The sequence below is a fragment of the Achromobacter sp. 1014246743 genome, from assembly GCF_059760725.1.
Window position 1 is genome coordinate 14,097 of sequence record NZ_JCBANA010000075.1, and the last position, 15,894, is coordinate 29,990.

At 66.8% G+C, this 15,894-nt stretch carries 12 protein-coding genes and 1 pseudogene; 2 read left to right on the plus strand and 11 right to left on the minus strand.

Translation table 11 applies throughout. The features are described 5' to 3' along the window. The first annotated feature begins 64 nt into the window (after window positions 1-64). Both tex and AC6LJ2_RS25050 read left to right on the plus strand, forming a co-directional pair. Window positions 65-2,446 carry an RNA-binding transcriptional accessory protein Tex gene (gene tex, locus AC6LJ2_RS25045; RefSeq protein WP_263910620.1) on the plus strand — a complete coding sequence of 794 codons (2,382 nt, stop codon included), beginning with the start codon at window positions 65-67 and terminating at the stop codon, window positions 2,444-2,446. Window positions 2,447-2,784: 338 nt separating this feature from the next. Next, window positions 2,785-3,288: a hypothetical protein gene (locus AC6LJ2_RS25050; protein ID WP_263910619.1), complete on the plus strand. Its 504-nt coding sequence runs from the start codon at window positions 2,785-2,787 to the stop codon at window positions 3,286-3,288. A gap of 103 nt (window positions 3,289-3,391) precedes the next feature. On the opposite strand, the gene AC6LJ2_RS25055 is transcribed toward AC6LJ2_RS25050, so the two are convergent. The 11 genes and pseudogenes from AC6LJ2_RS25055 to odhB form a co-directional block, all read right to left on the minus strand. Then, window positions 3,392-4,744: a tryptophan--tRNA ligase gene (locus AC6LJ2_RS25055; RefSeq protein ID WP_263910617.1), complete on the minus strand. Its 1,353-nt coding sequence runs from the start codon at window positions 4,742-4,744 to the stop codon at window positions 3,392-3,394. A gap of 104 nt (window positions 4,745-4,848) precedes the next feature. After that, window positions 4,849-5,172, minus strand: coding sequence for a DUF3325 domain-containing protein (locus tag AC6LJ2_RS25060; protein ID WP_025140117.1), 324 nt, complete (start codon window positions 5,170-5,172; stop codon window positions 4,849-4,851). A 6-nt stretch (window positions 5,173-5,178) separates the two neighbouring features. Next, entirely contained in the window at window positions 5,179-6,807 is a 1,629-nt protein-coding gene (locus tag AC6LJ2_RS25065; protein ID WP_445658450.1) for a PepSY-associated TM helix domain-containing protein, read from the minus strand. Then, window positions 6,804-7,085, minus strand: a complete 282-nt coding sequence (locus AC6LJ2_RS25070; RefSeq protein WP_445659137.1) for a DUF3649 domain-containing protein — start codon at window positions 7,083-7,085, stop codon at window positions 6,804-6,806. Before AC6LJ2_RS25070 ends, AC6LJ2_RS25065 begins: the two co-directional genes overlap by 4 nt. Before the next feature lie 23 nt (window positions 7,086-7,108). Next, the gene (locus tag AC6LJ2_RS25075) at window positions 7,109-7,741 is read right to left on the minus strand and encodes a DUF4198 domain-containing protein (protein WP_445658449.1); all 633 of its coding nucleotides are present in this window, start codon (window positions 7,739-7,741) and stop codon (window positions 7,109-7,111) included. Between the two features lie 145 nt (window positions 7,742-7,886). Continuing rightward, window positions 7,887-10,397, minus strand: coding sequence for a TonB-dependent siderophore receptor (locus AC6LJ2_RS25080; protein WP_263910612.1), 2,511 nt, complete (start codon window positions 10,395-10,397; stop codon window positions 7,887-7,889). Between the two features lie 87 nt (window positions 10,398-10,484). Further along, entirely contained in the window at window positions 10,485-11,453 is a 969-nt protein-coding gene (locus AC6LJ2_RS25085; RefSeq protein WP_263910610.1) for a FecR domain-containing protein, read from the minus strand. Further along, a complete protein-coding gene (locus AC6LJ2_RS25090) occupies window positions 11,446-11,979 on the minus strand; it encodes a sigma-70 family RNA polymerase sigma factor (protein WP_498152413.1) in 534 nt (177 codons plus the stop codon). The genes AC6LJ2_RS25085 and AC6LJ2_RS25090 overlap by 8 nt, the downstream gene beginning before the upstream one ends. 121 nt (window positions 11,980-12,100) lie before the next feature. Next, window positions 12,101-13,192 (minus strand): cell division protein ZapE, encoded by a 1,092-nt coding sequence (zapE, locus tag AC6LJ2_RS25095; protein ID WP_263910607.1) that lies wholly within the window; start codon window positions 13,190-13,192, stop codon window positions 12,101-12,103. A gap of 81 nt (window positions 13,193-13,273) precedes the next feature. Beyond that, the gene (lpdA, locus tag AC6LJ2_RS25100; RefSeq protein ID WP_175195853.1) at window positions 13,274-14,701 is read right to left on the minus strand and encodes a dihydrolipoyl dehydrogenase; all 1,428 of its coding nucleotides are present in this window, start codon (window positions 14,699-14,701) and stop codon (window positions 13,274-13,276) included. Window positions 14,702-14,818: 117 nt separating this feature from the next. Then, window positions 14,819-15,751 (minus strand): annotated as a pseudogene (gene odhB, locus AC6LJ2_RS25105) (2-oxoglutarate dehydrogenase complex dihydrolipoyllysine-residue succinyltransferase); the annotation flags it as partial. Window positions 15,752-15,894 lie beyond the last annotated feature (143 nt).

Sequence of the window (15,894 nt, forward strand, 5' to 3'; positions counted from 1 at the left end):
GTTCTGTAACAGTGGCTTATGGCACAATCCGCCCCTTGTTTTTCCTTTTTGCCGTCGTATCGAGATGTCTGAAACTTCCGTTATCACGAACGTCGCCGCCGGCGTCGACAATGCCCGTATCGTTGCCCAGCTCGCCACCGAGCTCGGCGCACGCGCCTCCCAGATCGCCTCGGCGGTCGAACTGCTGGATGACGGCGCCACCGTGCCCTTCATCGCGCGCTACCGCAAGGAAGCCACCGGCGGCCTGGACGACACCGTCCTGCGCAACCTGGAAGTGCGCCTGGGCTATCTGCGCGAGCTCGAAGAACGCCGTGGCGCGATCCTCGAATCCATCTCGCAGCAAGGCAAGCTCACGCCCGAACTGCAGCAGGAAATCTCCACCGCCGATACCAAGCAGCGCCTGGAAGACTTGTACGCGCCGTACAAGCCCAAGCGCCGCACGCGCGCCCAGATCGCCCGCGAAGCCGGCCTGGAGCCGCTGGCCGACGCCATCCTGGCCGATACGGCTTGCGACCCGGCCGCGCTGGCCGCGCAATACCTGAATCCCGAAGCCGCGATCAACGACGCCAAGACGGCGCTGGATGGCGCGCGCGACATCCTGGCCGAGCGCTACGCCGAAAACGCGGACCTGCTGGCCGACATGCGCGAGCATCTCTGGTCCACCGGCCTGCTGTATTCCAAGATGGTCGACGGCAAGGAAACCGAAGGCGCCAACTTCCGCGACTGGTTCGACTTCAGCGAACCGCTGCGCACGCTGCCTTCGCACCGCATCCTGGCGCTGCTGCGCGGCCGCCAGCAAGGCGTGCTGGAAATCCGCCTGGGCCTGGAAGCCGAACTCGAAGCGCAACTGCCGCACCCCTGCGTCGCACGCGTGGCCAACTTCCTGAAGCTGGGCAATGGCCTGTTCGCACTGGACGCCTCGCCGCGCGCCCGCTGGCTGGGCGAAGTGTGCCGCTGGACCTGGCGCGTCAAGCTGGTCACGGCGTTCGAAAGCGAGCTGATCGGCCGCCTGCGTGAAACCGCCGAGGCCGAGGCCATCCGCGTGTTCGCCGCCAACCTCAAAGACCTGCTGCTGGCCGCGCCGGCCGGCCCCAAGGCCGTGCTGGGCCTGGATCCGGGCATCCGCACGGGCTGCAAGGTGGCGGTCATCGACCAGACCGGCAAGGTTGTCGACACCACCACCGTCTACCCGTTCGAACCGCGCCGCGACCGCGACGGCACCATCAATACGCTGGCCGCGCTGGTGGCCCGCCACAAGGTCGACCTGATCGCCATCGGCAACGGCACCGCCTCGCGCGAAAGCGAGAAGCTGGTGGGCGACATGATGGAACGCTTCCCTGACCTGAAGGTCACCCGCGTGGTCGTGTCCGAGGCCGGTGCATCCGTGTACTCGGCGTCCGAGATGGCCGCCCAGGAATTCCCCGACCTGGACGTGACGCTGCGCGGCGCCGTGTCCATCGCGCGCCGCTTGCAGGACCCGCTGGCCGAACTGGTCAAGATCGATCCCAAGGCCATCGGCGTGGGCCAATACCAGCACGACGTCAACCAGCGCGAGCTGGCCCGTTCGCTGGACGCCGTGGTCGAAGACTGCGTGAACGCCGTCGGCGTGGACGTCAACACCGCGTCCGCCGCGCTGTTGGCGCGCGTGTCGGGCCTGAACTCGTCGCTGGCCAAGAACATCGTGGCCTGGCGCGACGAAAACGGCGCCTTCCCCACGCGCGACATCCTGCGCAAGGTGCCACGCTTTGGCGACAAGGCCTTTGAACAGGCTGCGGGCTTCCTGCGCATTCCCAACGGCGACAACCCGCTGGACGCCTCGTCGGTGCACCCGGAAGCCTACCCGGTGGTCGAGCGCATCGTCGCCAAGATCAAGGCCGAAGTGAAGCAGATCATTGGCCAGCGCGATGCCCTGAAGGGCGTGTCGCCGTCCGACTTCACCGACGAACGCTTCGGCCTGCCGACGGTGCGCGACATCTTCGCCGAACTCGAAAAGCCCGGCCGCGATCCACGCCCGGAATTCAAGACCGCGCAGTTCAAGGAAGGCGTCGAGACGCTGAACGACCTGTTCCCGGGCATGGTGCTGGAAGGCGTCGTCACCAACGTGGCCAACTTCGGCGCGTTTGTCGACATCGGCGTGCACCAGGACGGCCTGGTCCACATTTCGGCGCTGGCCGAGAAATTCGTGAAGGATCCGCGCGACGTCGTGCGCGTGGGCCAGACGGTCAGCGTGAAGGTGCTGGAAGTGGACGTGGCGCGCAAGCGCGTGGCCCTGACCATGCGCATGAACGACGCCGCCGTGCCCGCACGACGCGGCTCGGACGCCCCGGCCAAGGGCGGCGACCGCCCCGGCCGCCGTCCGCAAGGCGACAGCGGCCGCGGCAACGCGGGCGGCGGCGCCGCGATGAACAGCGCCATGGCCGACGCCTTTGCCAAGCTCAAACGCTGAACCCGCGCTGGCCGCCCATCACCAGGCGGCCAGGATGCGACACGAAGGACCCCAACCGGCGCTCAGGCGCCGGTTGTCATTTCAGGGCGTCATTTCAGCGTCGTCATTCAACTAAGGACTTTCCCGCAATGCATGGATTTCCTTGCGATCCCTCAAGCCTGCCGCAACAAAAATAAGAGAAAATATCGAATTGTGTCCAAATAATAAAACGCCGTTGGCATCGGACCCACGCGGCGAAGGCAGACCCACGATCAGGCGAGCGGCGGCGCAAGCGTCTATCGGGTAGAAGCACAAGAACAACATGCGCCATACCCTGAGAGACCGGAGATCCATCCGCCATGCGCAATACCCTTACGCTTGCCGCCAATGAAGCGGCAACCATTACCGAAAAAGAAGCCAGCCTGAGCGGCGCGTACAACGAAGTCACGCTGGGCCAGTACGCCCACCTGACCGTGGACGGCGCCGAAGTCACCTTCAAGCACATCACCCTGGAACGCCTGGGCAGCCGCGTCATCGAACTGGTCAACGGCGCGCAACTGCACGTGGGCGCGCTGGGCTTTGCCAGCATGGGCGCCAGCATCGTCTACCGCATCGGCGCTGGCTGCGCGCTGATCTTCGACGCCAGCCAGTGGGACCCGGAAGTCGTCGCCAACACCACCTTCGATTTCGCCAGCCAGGGCAGCGGCACGCTGAAGTATTTTCCGTTCATCAACCCGGAATGGCTGGACTGCCCGAACGTCACCGGCTATTCGTCGGGCGACATGCTGGAGATCGCGGGCCAGGGCAGCGCTCAGCGCTTCCAGGTGCGCGACGGCCGCATCGTGAGCAGCGTCACGCGCTGAACCAGCGCCACCCGGTCCCAAGAAAAAGGCGCCGCTGACGCGGCGCCCTGACCCTGGCGGCGGACCTCTGCAAGCGGCGCAATGCGCGCTGCCTGCGCCGCGATCATTCCTGCGACATCGACACCAGCGCCTCGCGGGCCTTGGCCAGCAAGGCCTGGGCATCGCCCTGGGCGCCGGCCGGTGCCGTGGCCACGGTCACGCCGTCAAGCACCGCCGCCGGGCCGGCGTCGGTCGCTTGCAGCACCGTGTCGGGCGTTTCGGACTGCAGGCGGCGCATCAGCGCGCCGGCTTCCTTGGGGTCGGCAAAGCCTTGCGACAGCAGCAGCTCTTCGCCATCGGCCGCCAACAGGCGGAAGCGGAAGCTGCCCTCTTCGTCACGGAAACTGACGAAACGCGCGCCCTTGCCCTTTTCCTTCTTGACCTGCGAGTTCTTGGCCGGCGCCTGCGCGTTCAGGTTGCGCAGGCCCACGGCTTCGCGCAGTTCGCGCATCATCGGCACGGCCAGCTTGCGAGCCTTGACGGCGCCGGCCTGCAGCACGTCTTCGATGCGGCCGGGGTTGGCCATCAGGTCGAAGTAGCGCTCACGCATCGGCGCCAGCAGGTTTTCCAGATGGTCGTACAGCGCCTGCTTGGCCTCGCCCCAGCCCAGCCCTTCTTCGAGCTGCTTGCGGAACGCGGCGGCCTCGGCCGGCGTGGCGAAGGCGCGGTAGATGGTGTACAGGTGCGAACCTTCGGCATCCTTGGGCTGGCCCGGTTCAAGCGAGTCGGTCACGATGCGCATGATCGAGGCGCGCAGCGCCTTGGCGCCGCCTTCGAACAGCGGAATCGTGTTGTTGTAGCTCTTGGACATCTTGCGGCCGTCCAGCCCCGGCAAGGTGGCCACGTCTTCTTCAATGGCGACCTCGGGCAGCGTGAAGTAGTCGCGGCCGTACAAGTGGTTGAAGCGCTGGGCGATGTCGCGCGCCATTTCCAGATGCTGGATCTGGTCACGGCCCACCGGCACCTTGTTGGCGTTGAACATCACGATGTCCGCCGCCATCAGCACCGGGTAAGAGAACAGCCCCATCGTCACGCCATCGTCGGGGTCCACGCCCTTGGCCACGTTCTGGTCGACCGACGCCTTGTAGGCATGCGCGCGGTTCATCAAGCCCTTGGCGGTGACGCAGGTCAGCAGCCAGCTCAGCTCGGGAATTTCGGGAATGTCGGACTGGCGGTAGAACGTGACGCGTTCGGGGTCCAGCCCGACCGCCAGCCAGGTGGCCGCGATCTCGAGCCGCGAGCGGGCGACGCGGGCCGGGTCATCGCACTTGATCAGCGCGTGGTAGTCGGCCAGGAAGAAAAACGCGTCGACACCCGGCTGCGTGCTGGCCTGGACCGCGGGGCGGATCGCGCCAGCGTAGTTGCCAAGGTGGGGGGTTCCGGAGGTGGTGATGCCAGTGAGGACGCGGGTATTCATGGACGATGAGGCGGTTGCGTGGAGAAAGGCCCAGTGTAACGTGCCGCGCGCCCGTGCCCTGCCTGCGACAGACCGCCCCCGGCTGGCTGGCGCCGTGCCGGCGCCTACAGGACGGCCAGCACCGGCGCGGCCAGCGCGCACAGGCCGCCCGCCGTCAGGGCGGCGCGCGGACGGAAGGTCAGGAACCAGATCAGCAGCAGGCCCGCGATGCTGAGAATGCCGATCCATTCGACCGTGCCGTAGCTCCAGCCCCAGACCGCGGCCGACGCGCACAGCGACAGGGCCAGTGCCCCCCAGCCAAATGCCCGCAGCGGCAGCCGGTGGCGTCGCGGCAAGGCACGGTCGAACAGGTCTTCGTAGTGACGGTCCATGCCCAGGCACAGGGCAGAGAACCCTGCGTAGGCCAGGCAGAAGGCAGCAAGCGTCATGGCGTATCACCTCGGTTCATAGGCGGCTTCGGAAGTGGGATGCGCATGGCCGGCCGTCCGCACGGAGGCCTTCGCAGCCGTCTTGGACGGCGCCTTGCGGGCTCGCGCAGCCTTGCGCGCCATCCAGGCCAGCAGCAACGCCCCGGCCAGGCAGGTCAGGTCGAACCCCGCCATGACCCAGTCGCCGGCCGGCAACGACACGCCCAGGTGACGGGACGTGGTGAACGCATTGACCACCGGCACCAGCGCCAGCGACGCGGCCGCCGCGGACAGCAGGTCTTGCCACTTGCGCTTCTGGAACACGAACGCATACACCAGCGACAGGCCCCAGGCGGCGAAGAACGCGCGCGTTTCCCAGAGCTGACGGCCGGGCAGGTCGACGGGCAGCAGGCGATTGGCCCAGAAGAACGCGGCCACCGCGATGAACAGGCCGGCAATGGTGCCGGCATTCAGGCCGTCCACCAGCCGCAGCGAAAAGGCTTCGCGCGCGCCGGGCCGCGCCTTCTGGCGCCGCTTCGAAATCCACAGCACCAGGCCGCTGCCGACCATGGCGGTGCCGGCCAGGCTGACCAGGAAATACAACCAGCGCAGCAGCGGTTCGGCGAACAGGCCCAGGTGCAGGCCGACGATCACGCCGGCTGTGCGCACGGTGGGGCTGAGTTCATCCTGCCCTTCCTGCACGGCGCCGCTCACCCCGTCGAAACGCAGATAGGGCGATAGCCGGCCGTAGGACACGCCATCGGCCGCGTCGCGGGTCACCGTGACCGTGGCGCCCGCGTCGCCGGGATTGTTGACCGTGACGCGGCCCACCCGGCCGTGCCAGCGCTGTTGCGCCTGGTCCACCAGCGGGGCGATGTCGACCAGCGGCGCCGGCTCGTTGCGCGGCGGCGTGACCTTGAACGACGCGAACACGTCGTCGGTATATTGGCGCGGGTTTTCGTACACCGCCAGGATCCCGGCGGGCATCAGCATGGTCATGAACAGCACCAGCCCGCTGAAGGTGATCATCAGGTGAAACGGCAAGCCCAGCACCGACAGTGCATTGTGGCCGTCCATCCAGGCGCGCTGACCGCCCTTCTTCGGCCGGAAGGTGAAGAAGTCGGCAAAGATCTTCTTGTGCGTGATGATGCCGCTGATGATGGCCACCAGCATGAACATGCCGGCGATGCTGGCCAGCCAGCGGCCCCACGGGAACGCGGTTTCCAGTTCGAAGTGGAACCGGTAGAAAAAGTCGCCGCCGCGTGTTTCCCGCCCTTGCACCGCCTGACCCGTGTGCGGATCGAGCTTGACGCGCACGAAGCCGCGCTCGCCAGGCTTGGGCTTGGGCACCTGGTACAGCATCGAGATCACCGGCTCGCGATCCGACGGCGGCGTGATGAACCAACGCTTGGCGTCGGGCGCGTGCTCGGTCAGGTAACGCTGTGCCAGCGTCACGGACTCCAGCACGGGCGCCTTCTGCGCCTGGATTTCCGGCTGCATCCAGCGGGTGATCTCAGGCCGGAAGAATGCCAGCGTGCCGGTCAGGAACATCGCGAACAGCACCCAGCCGAAGATCAACCCCGACCAGGTGTGCAGCCACGACATGGATTGGCGCAGGCCTTCTTCGCCTTGCGCTTTTCCGGTGTTCGGTTTCATGCAGCCCCCACCAGCCCGTGGGCCAGGAACAGGCCGCCAAAGACCGCTGCCGGCAGCACGATGCCCGCCCAGGCGCGCCAGGCGTTGCGGGTGGCAAACACCCAGATCACGCCACAGGTGTAGACCACGAAGGACAGCATCTGTGCCGTGACGACGGCGTCGGCCCGTTGCAAAGGCAGCCACACAGCCAGGCAGGCCGCAGCCGCCGAGGCCAGGCCGTAGCCGCCAAGAATGGCGGCCACCGTCCGGGAGGCCACGGCAAAACGGTAGCGCATCATGCCTGCGCCGGCTGCGGGAGCTTTCACTTGTTCACGTTGAAGGTCAGGGTGGAAACGTAGCGGACCTTGGTATAGGCCTTGCCGTCGGTCTGGCCGGCCTCTTCCACGACGTGGGCGGCTTCCAGCACGTACTGGCCCGGCCACGGGGTGGTGATCTCGATGCGGCCGTCTGCGTCGCTGTGGAAACGCTTTTCCCACTTGGGCGGACCGAACACGGTGACTTCGGTCTTGGCCAGGGGTTTGCCCTTGAAGTGCAGCACGAACGTGTTGCTGCCCGCGGCGGCCGGCACCAGTTCCAGGTCCAGCTTGCCTTCGGTGTCGTTGCGGCCGGCCTTGGCGCCGTACTGCATCAGCGTTTCCTTGAACTGGATCGGCTGCGACAGGCGCACGTCGCCCTTGCCGCTGGCGGGAAACTCGACGAAATCCGCGCCTTCGGCCGAGGCCTTCAGCGCCTTGCCGTCGGCGCCGGTCACCACGGGCGCCACCAGCACCTTGCCCAGCAGGCCATCGCGCTTTTCGCGCAGGTCGTCCGCCCATTCGCCGAAGTAGGCTTTCGCCGGGCCCTGATCGGCCCGCTCCAGCCAGACGAAGTGCGCCTGCGCCGCGCCGGCGCTGCCCAGCAGCGCGATGGCTGCCAAAGTCCTTGCGAATTTCATTGTCGATTTTCCTGTTGTCTGCGCCGATCTGGGCCCGCCCCGCGGCGGATGGGGTGTCGGCAGGGTCTGAATTATAACCATTCTCACTACGAAAAAGTACTCGCCCCGGACACCCGCGATCCTGAGCGGGTCCCGGGGGCCAGGCTTACCAGCGATAACGCAGGCTGGCCTTGATCGAGCGCTGGTAGCCGTACCAGCACCACGAATCGCCCGAGCACGAGGCGATGTATTCCTTGTCGAACAGGTTCTGCACGTTCAGCGCCACCTGCATGCCCTTGAGCGAGGGGGACATGCGGCCCAGGTCGTAATCCAGCATCAGGTCGAACAACGTGACCGACGGCACCTTGATGGTGTTGGCGTCATCCACGTAGGACGAGCCGATGTAGCGCACGCCGCCCCCCACGCCCAGGCCGGCCAGCGGACCGCCCTGCAGCTGATAGCGGGCCCACGCCGACGCCTGCTGCGACGGCACGCCCACCGGCGACTTGCCCTTCAGGTTGAAGCCGGTCAGGTTGGGGTTGGCCTTGGAATAGGCGTTGTCCAGCAGCGAGTAGCCGGCCAGCAGCGTCAGGCCGCGCATGGGCTCGGTCTTGGCTTCCAGCTCGATGCCCTGCGTGCGCAGTTCGCCCGCCTGTACCTGGCAGCGGGCGTTGGACGTGCCGCACAGGTGCGTCGGATCCGGATCGGTGGTGGTCATGTTCTCGCGGCGAATGTCGAACGCCGCCACCGACAGCATCGTGGCGCTGCCCGGCGGCTGGTACTTGATGCCCACCTCGTACTGGTTGCCCTCGATCGGCTTGAACGGCGCATTGTTCCAGCCCGTGCCCGACTGCGGCTCGAACGATTCGGAATAACTGAAGTACGGCGCCACGCCGTTGTCGAAGTTGTAGATCACCCCGAAGCGGCCGGTGAACGCCTCGGCGCTCAACGACGACGGCGCGACCCGGCCGGTGGCGATGGTGGTGGTCTCGCCGACGTTGCGCGACCAGTCGTAGCGCCCGCCCAGCAGCACCGAGAGGCGGTCGATCTTGATCTGATCCTGGAAGTACAGGCCGGTCTGGTATTGCTTGGTGGTGGCATCGGTGGAGAACGCCGGCCTCGGGATGTTCTGGTGGTTGTCCGGGTTCAACACCTCCAGCGCGGGCGCCGTGCCAAAGCCCGACAGCGTGTCGGTCTTGACGTGCTGGTAGTCAAAGCCCAGCAGCACGGTGTGGCCGAACTTGCCCGTGTCGAAACGCGCCTGCAGGTTGTTGTCGATGGTCAGCGCGCCGACATCCACGTCGGTGGCGATCGAAGCACGCTGCTGGTACAGGTAGCGCTTGTCGGTGTAGCCGTAGTTGGCGGTGGACGCGCCGTAGATGCTGCGGTACTGCGCTTCGGAACGCGTCCAGCGCAGGCTCTGCGAGGCCTTGAACGTGTCGTTGAAACGGTGGTCCAGCACGTAGCCCAGCGAATAGCTCTTGCGGTCGCTCTTTTCGAAGTTGGCGTCGCCGTCGTAGTAGTCCGGCCCCAGGCGTTTGCCATCAGGCGCCGAGAACAGCGTGCGCATCGGCGACACGCTGCCATACGACCCCATGTCGGGATCGCGCTGGAAGTTCGTCAGCACGGTCAGCGAGGTGTCGCCGCTGGGCTTCCAGGTGAAGGCCGGCGACACGAAATAGCGGCGCTCCTTGGTGTCCTTGACCTGGCCGTCGGACATGTAGCCCGAACCCACCAGGCGATACAGGTACTTGCCTTCCTCATCCAGCGGACCGCCGAAATCGACGTTGGCCCGCCGGTAGTCATAGTTGCCGACCTGCAGCTCGACTTCGCGCTGGGCTTCTTCCAGCGGCCGCTTGCTGACCTGGTTCACCACGCCGCCGGGGCCACCCTGGCCGTACATCACCGACGCGGGGCCTTTCAGCACATCCACGCGTTCCAGGCGGTAGGCATCGACCTGCGGCAGCGCATCGCGGCCGCCGAACACGCGCAAGCCGTCCAGGTACGTCGAGGCCGAGAAGCCGCGCACGTTGAACTGGTCCAGGCGCGTGGCGGTGGCGCCGCGCGATTCCGTGGCCACGCCCGGGGTGTAGCGCAGCACCTGGTTCAGCGTCTGCGCGCCCTGCTCCGAGATCTGCTCGCGGGTGATCACCGACACCGATTGCGGCGTCTCGATCAGCGGCGTGTCGGTCTTGGTGGCACTGACGCTGGCGCCGGCCACATAACCCACGGTGGGGGCCAATGCACTGATCGAATTGCCCGACACCGTCACGGGCGCCAGGGTGTGGGTCCCGCCCACCGGCGCGGACGGCGCCGGCACCAGCGTCCAGGTATTGCCCGCCTGACCGCGCGCCTGCAGACCGCTGCCCGACAGGATGCGGGCGAAACCGGCGCCCACCGAATAGGCGCCGTCCAGCCCGTCCGAGCGCAGGCCACGCACCTGGGCCGGATCGAACGACAGCACCACGCCCGCGCTGCGCGCGAACTGGGTCAGCGCATCAGCCAGCGGGCCCGGGGCGATCTGGAAGGAACGGGGCGCTTGCGCCTCGGCGGGGGCCGACTGGGCCCAGGCGGCGGGCGCAGCGGCCAGCCAGGCGCCGGCGCAGGTGGCGGCAAGCACGGCCAGGCGGCCGGCGGTCAAGGTAGCGCCCAGGCGCGGGCAAGATGAAGCGGACACGAAAACTCCCTGTACGTAGGTCTCTATCTCTGCCTTTCCGTACGGGAATCAAAAACCTGCAGGACGACGTGAAAAAAGTTGTAACGGTCAGGTCTCGCGCGGCCCGACCTGCAGCCAGTACTGCGTGTGACGGGTCACCACGATGGGCAGGGCCGGCTCCAGCGCCTTCAGCGCGCGCTCGGCGTCGTCCAGCGGAAACACGCCCGACAACCGCAGCCCGGCCACCGCCGGATCCACCCGGATCACCCCCACGCGCTGGCGTGCCAGGTACTGCGCGAAATAATCCAGCCGCCAGTCCTTGGCCACCACCAGGCCATCGACCCAGGCGAGCCGGTCCGGGTCGGCGGCATGCCGCTCGATGCTGTCGTGGTCACCGTAGTGCAGCCGCTCGCCCGCCTCGGCCTGCGCGGCCTGTCCGTCACGCTGCAGCGATACGCTGCCCGCGTACACACCCAGGCGGGCGCCGCTGCCCGTGCGGCGCACGTCAAAGCGCGCCTGCTCGGCCACCAGCACGCCATAGCCGGTGTCCACCCGCAGCGCCGCGGCACCCGGGCGCGATTGCGCGTTGACCAGGATTTCGCCGCGCAAGAGATGGATGCCACGCGCTGCGCCATCCAGCCGCAAGCGCAGCGCGCTGTCGCTGTTCAGGGTGACGCTCAGGCCGTCGGCCAGCGCCACCGAGCGCCGCTCGCCCACGCCCGTGCTCAGGTCCGCGGCCAGGCGCTGCCACGGCGTGTGGTGGTAGCCGGCCCAGACCGCCACCCCTACCCCGGCCAACGACAGCGTGGCGCGCAGGACATTGCGCCGCCCGGACGACGCCGGACCGTCCAGCGCCACATGGGCCAGTGCGGCCGGCACCCGCCGGGCATCGCGGCCGATGGCTTCCAGCCGCTCCCAGGCCTGGCGGTGCGCGGGATCCTGCGCAAGCCAGGCATGACAGGCCTCGCGCTCGGCGGCAACGTCCACGCCGGACTGCAGCCTGGCCCACCAGGCAATGGCCTGGCGCACCACCGGGTCGGCCGGCGCGGCCCCCGCGCGGTTGGCGGCGCTAGTCATAGAACGCCATATAGCAGGCGGACATCGCCCGCACCATGTACTGCTGGACCGAACTGAGCGACACACCCAGCCGCGCCGCGATCTCGGGATAGGTCAGCCCATCCAGCTGCGACAGCAGGAAAGCCAAGCGCGCCTTGGGCGGCAGGCTGTCCAGCAGGCGGTCCAGCTGCATCAGCGCCTGCATCTGCTCGGCCTGGGTCTCGGGCGACGGCGCATAGGCCTCGGGCATGCCGGCCAGGTAGGCCAGATAGGCGTTTTCCAGGGCGGCGTGGCGTTGGTGATCGACCACCAGGCCCTTGGCGATCGTGGTGAGCAAGGCCCGCGCATCGTCCGCGCGCACGCTCTTGCGCCCCTGCATCACGCGCACGAACACGTCTTGCGCCAGGTCTTCGGCGCGATGCGCGCAACCCAGCTTGCGGCGCAGCCAGCCGAACAGCCATGGCCGATGGTCCCGATACAGGCCGTCGACGTGCGTGGCGGGAACATCGGCGTGAGAAGCCGGCGAGGAAACGAAAGTGGAAGACACGTGAAGACTGCGGCGCGGGGACCTGGAGTCTTCAAATGTTAATTGATAATGACTTGCATTACTAATTTTAAGCAGGCAAATCGCGCCGCGCCCGCACCGGCGACGGACGCGTGCGGCATAACTACAACGTTACGGTCAGGCGGCGTTCGGATTCCAGGTACTCGCGCGACTGCATTTCCAGGATGCGCGAGACCGTGCGGTGGAACTCATTGGCCAGCGCGCCTTCGGTGTAGATCTCTTCGGGCTCGCATTCGGCCGACATGATCAGCTTGACCTTGTGGTCGTAGAACACGTCGATCAGCCAGGTGAAGCGACGGGCCTCGGAAGCCTGGCGCGGCCCCATGCGCGGCACGCCCGACAGGATCACTGCATGGAAGCGGTTGGCCAGCTCCAGGTAGTCGTTCTGCGAACGGGGGCCGCCGCACAACGTGGCGAAGTCAAACCACACCACCGAACCGGCCAGCGCCAGCGCGCGGATCTCGCGGTGCTCGATATGCAGCAGCGGTTCCTGCGGCGGCGTATCGGCCAGGGTGTTGAAGGCCTCTTGCAGCGCCTGTTGCGCGTGTTCGTCCAGCGGCGAGTGGTAGCACTGCACCTGTTCGAGCGAACGGCGGCGATAGTCGACGCCGGCATCGACGTTCATCACGTCCATGCGCGCCTGGATCAGTTCGATCGCCGGCATCACGCGGTCGCGGTGCAGGCCGTCCGGGTACAGCGTGGACGGCTCGTAGTTGGACGTCATCACGAACGACGTGCCGTATTCGAACAGCTTGAACAGCAGGCGGTGCAGGATCATCGCGTCGGCCACGTCGGACACGTGGAATTCGTCGAAACAGATCAGGCGATAGCGCTTGGCCACGCGCTTGGCCACCTCGTCCAGCGGATCCTGCATGCCTTTCACTTCTTCGAGCTCGCGGTGCACCCCGCGCATGAACTCGTGAAAGTGCAGGCGCGTCTTGCGCACCACCGGCACGGTGGCGTAGAAGGCGTCCATCAGGAAGCTCTTGCCGCGCCCCACCCCGCCCCACAGGTACACGCCGCGCGGCACGTCGGGACGGTTCAAGAGCTTCTTGAGCGCGTTCGAGCGCATCGCCTTGAACTTGACCCATTCGTCGTAATAGCGCTGCAGCCGGTCGATCGCCTTTTTCTGGGCGGCATCGGGCTTGTAGCCGCGTTCGGCCAGGGCATGTTCGTAGTATTCGCGGACGTTCATGGATGGGGCAGGTCAAGCGGATGAAAAAAAGGGCGGGTCCGAGAACCCGCCCCCTTGGCTATGCGACAGCGCGGCGCAGGATCAGAAGTTCAGGGCGCGCTTGTCGACGGCCAGCGCCGCTTCCTTCACGGCTTCCGACAGCGTCGGATGTGCGTGGCAGATGCGGGCGATGTCTTCGGCGGCGCCACGGAATTCCATGATGGTCACGGCTTCCGAGATCAGCTCCGAGGCCATCGGACCCACGATGTGCACGCCCAGGACCTCGTCGGTCTTGGCATCGGCGATCACCTTGGCGAAACCGGTGGTGTCGCCCAGCGCACGGGCACGGCCGTTGGCCAGGAACGGGAAGCTGCCGGCCTTGTACTCGCGGCCTTCGGCCTTGAGTTGCTGCTCGGTCTTGCCGACCCAGGCGATTTCCGGCGAGGTGTAGATCACCCACGGCACGGTGTCGAAGTTGACATGGCCATGCTGGCCGGCGATGCGCTCGGCAACCGCCACCCCTTCTTCTTCGGCCTTGTGCGCCAGCATCGGGCCGCGCACCACGTCGCCCACCGCCCAGACATTGGGCAGGTTGGTCTTGCAGTCGCCGTCCACGGCCACGAAGCCGCGTTCGTCCAGCTTCAGGCCCACGGCGTCGGCGTTCAGGCCGCCGGTGTAGGGCACCCGGCCGATCGAGACGATCAGCTTGTCCACGACCAGCTTCTGCTCGGCGCCCTTGGCGTCGACGTAGGGCACGGTCACCGACTTGGCGGTCGCCTTGATCTCGCCGATCTTGACGCCCATCTGGATGTTCAGGCCTTGCTTGGTGAAGGCCTTCAGGGCTTCCTTGGCCACTTGCGCGTCAGCGGCGGCCAGGAATTCCGGCATCGCTTCCAGGATGGTGACTTCCGAACCCAGGCGGCGCCACACGCTGCCCATTTCCAGGCCGATCACGCCCGCGCCGATCACGCCCAGCGTCTTGGGCACGGCACCGATGTTCAGCGCGCCATCGTTGGACAGCACGACCTTTTCGTCGAACGGCAGGCCGGGCAGCTCGCGCGCCGACGAACCCGTGGCGACCACGACGTGCTTGGCAACCAGGTCTTCTTCGGTGGTGCCGGTGACCTTGATGGCCCAGCCGCCGTCGACCTGGCCGCTGAACGCGCCCTTGCCGTGGAAGAAGGTGACCTTGTTCTTCTTGAACAGGTACAGGATGCCGTCGTTGTTCTGCTTGACCACCGAGTTCTTGCGGCCGATCAGCGTGTCGAGCTTCAGGCTCACGCCCTTGACTTCGATGCCGTGCTCGGCGAAGTGGTGGTTGGCTTGTTCGAAGTGCTCGGACGATTGCAGCAGCGCCTTGGACGGGATGCAACCGACGTTGGTGCAGGTGCCGCCGGGGGCCGGGCCGCCTTGGCCGTTCTGCCAGGCGTCGATGCAAGCCACCGACATGCCGAGCTGCGCGGCGCGAATGGCGGCGATGTAGCCGCCGGGGCCCGCGCCGATGACGACGACGTCAAATTGTTTGGACATAGTGTTCTCGCGAATGAGGAGGATGTGGAACTCGCCCCGGCCCGCGCAAGCCGGCTCGGAGCCGGCCGGGCGCCGCGGACCGAGGGTCGCGGCGGCGCCGGGCGCGGGGCGCCGAGATTACAGGTCCAGCAACAGGCGCTGCGGATCTTCCAGGGCGTCCTTCATGGCGACCAGGCCCAGCACGGCTTCGCGGCCGTCGATGATGCGGTGGTCGTAGGACAGGGCCAGGTAGTTCATCGGGCGGATGACGATCTGGCCGTTTTCCACCACGGCGCGGTCCTTGGTGGCGTGCACGCCCAGGATGGCCGATTGCGGCGGGTTGATGATCGGGGTCGACAGCATCGAACCGAACACACCACCGTTGGAGATCGAGAAGGTGCCACCGGTCATTTCTTCGATGCCCAGCTTGCCATCGGCAGCGCGGCGACCGAAGTCGGCGATGGTCTTTTCGATGTCCGCGATGGACAGCTGGTCGGCGTTGCGCAGGATCGGCACCACCAGGCCACGCGGGCTGCCGACAGCGATACCGATGTCGAAGTAGCCGTGATAGATGATGTCCTTGCCGTCGATCGAGGCGTTGATCAGCGGGAACTTCTTCAGGGCGGCCACGGCGGCCTTGACGAAGAACGACATGAAGCCCAGCTTGATGCCGTGCTCTTTCTCGAACTTGTCCTTGTACTTGTTGCGCAGATCGATGACCGCTTGCATGTTCACTTCGTTGAACGTGGTCAGGATCGCGTTTTCTTGCTGCGATTGCAGCAGGCGCTCGGCGATGCGGGCGCGCAGGCGGCTCATCGGCACGCGCTGTTCCGGACGGCCATCCAGCGACAGCGTGGTCGGGGCGGGAGCAGCCGGGGCCTTGGCCGGCGCAGCCTTGGCGGCGGGGGCGCTGGCGTTCAGGGCGTCGCCCTTGGTGACGCGGCCGTCACGGCCGGTGCCGGCCACGTTGGCGGCGTCCACGCCCTTTTCGGCGAGGATCTTTGCGGCGGCGGGCGACGCCACGCCAGCGGCGGCGGTCGAGGCGGGGGGCGCGGGGGGCGGGGGGGGCGCGGGCGGCTCTTTTAAACAACTCCCCGCCCCCCAGAACCGTTGGGTCCCCTCCGATTCCCGTTTTTTTTTTTAAAAAAAAAAAAAAAAAGACCTCTACTGTCATGTCAGTATGTCATGCATGCAGACGTCATGTATTACAGCGG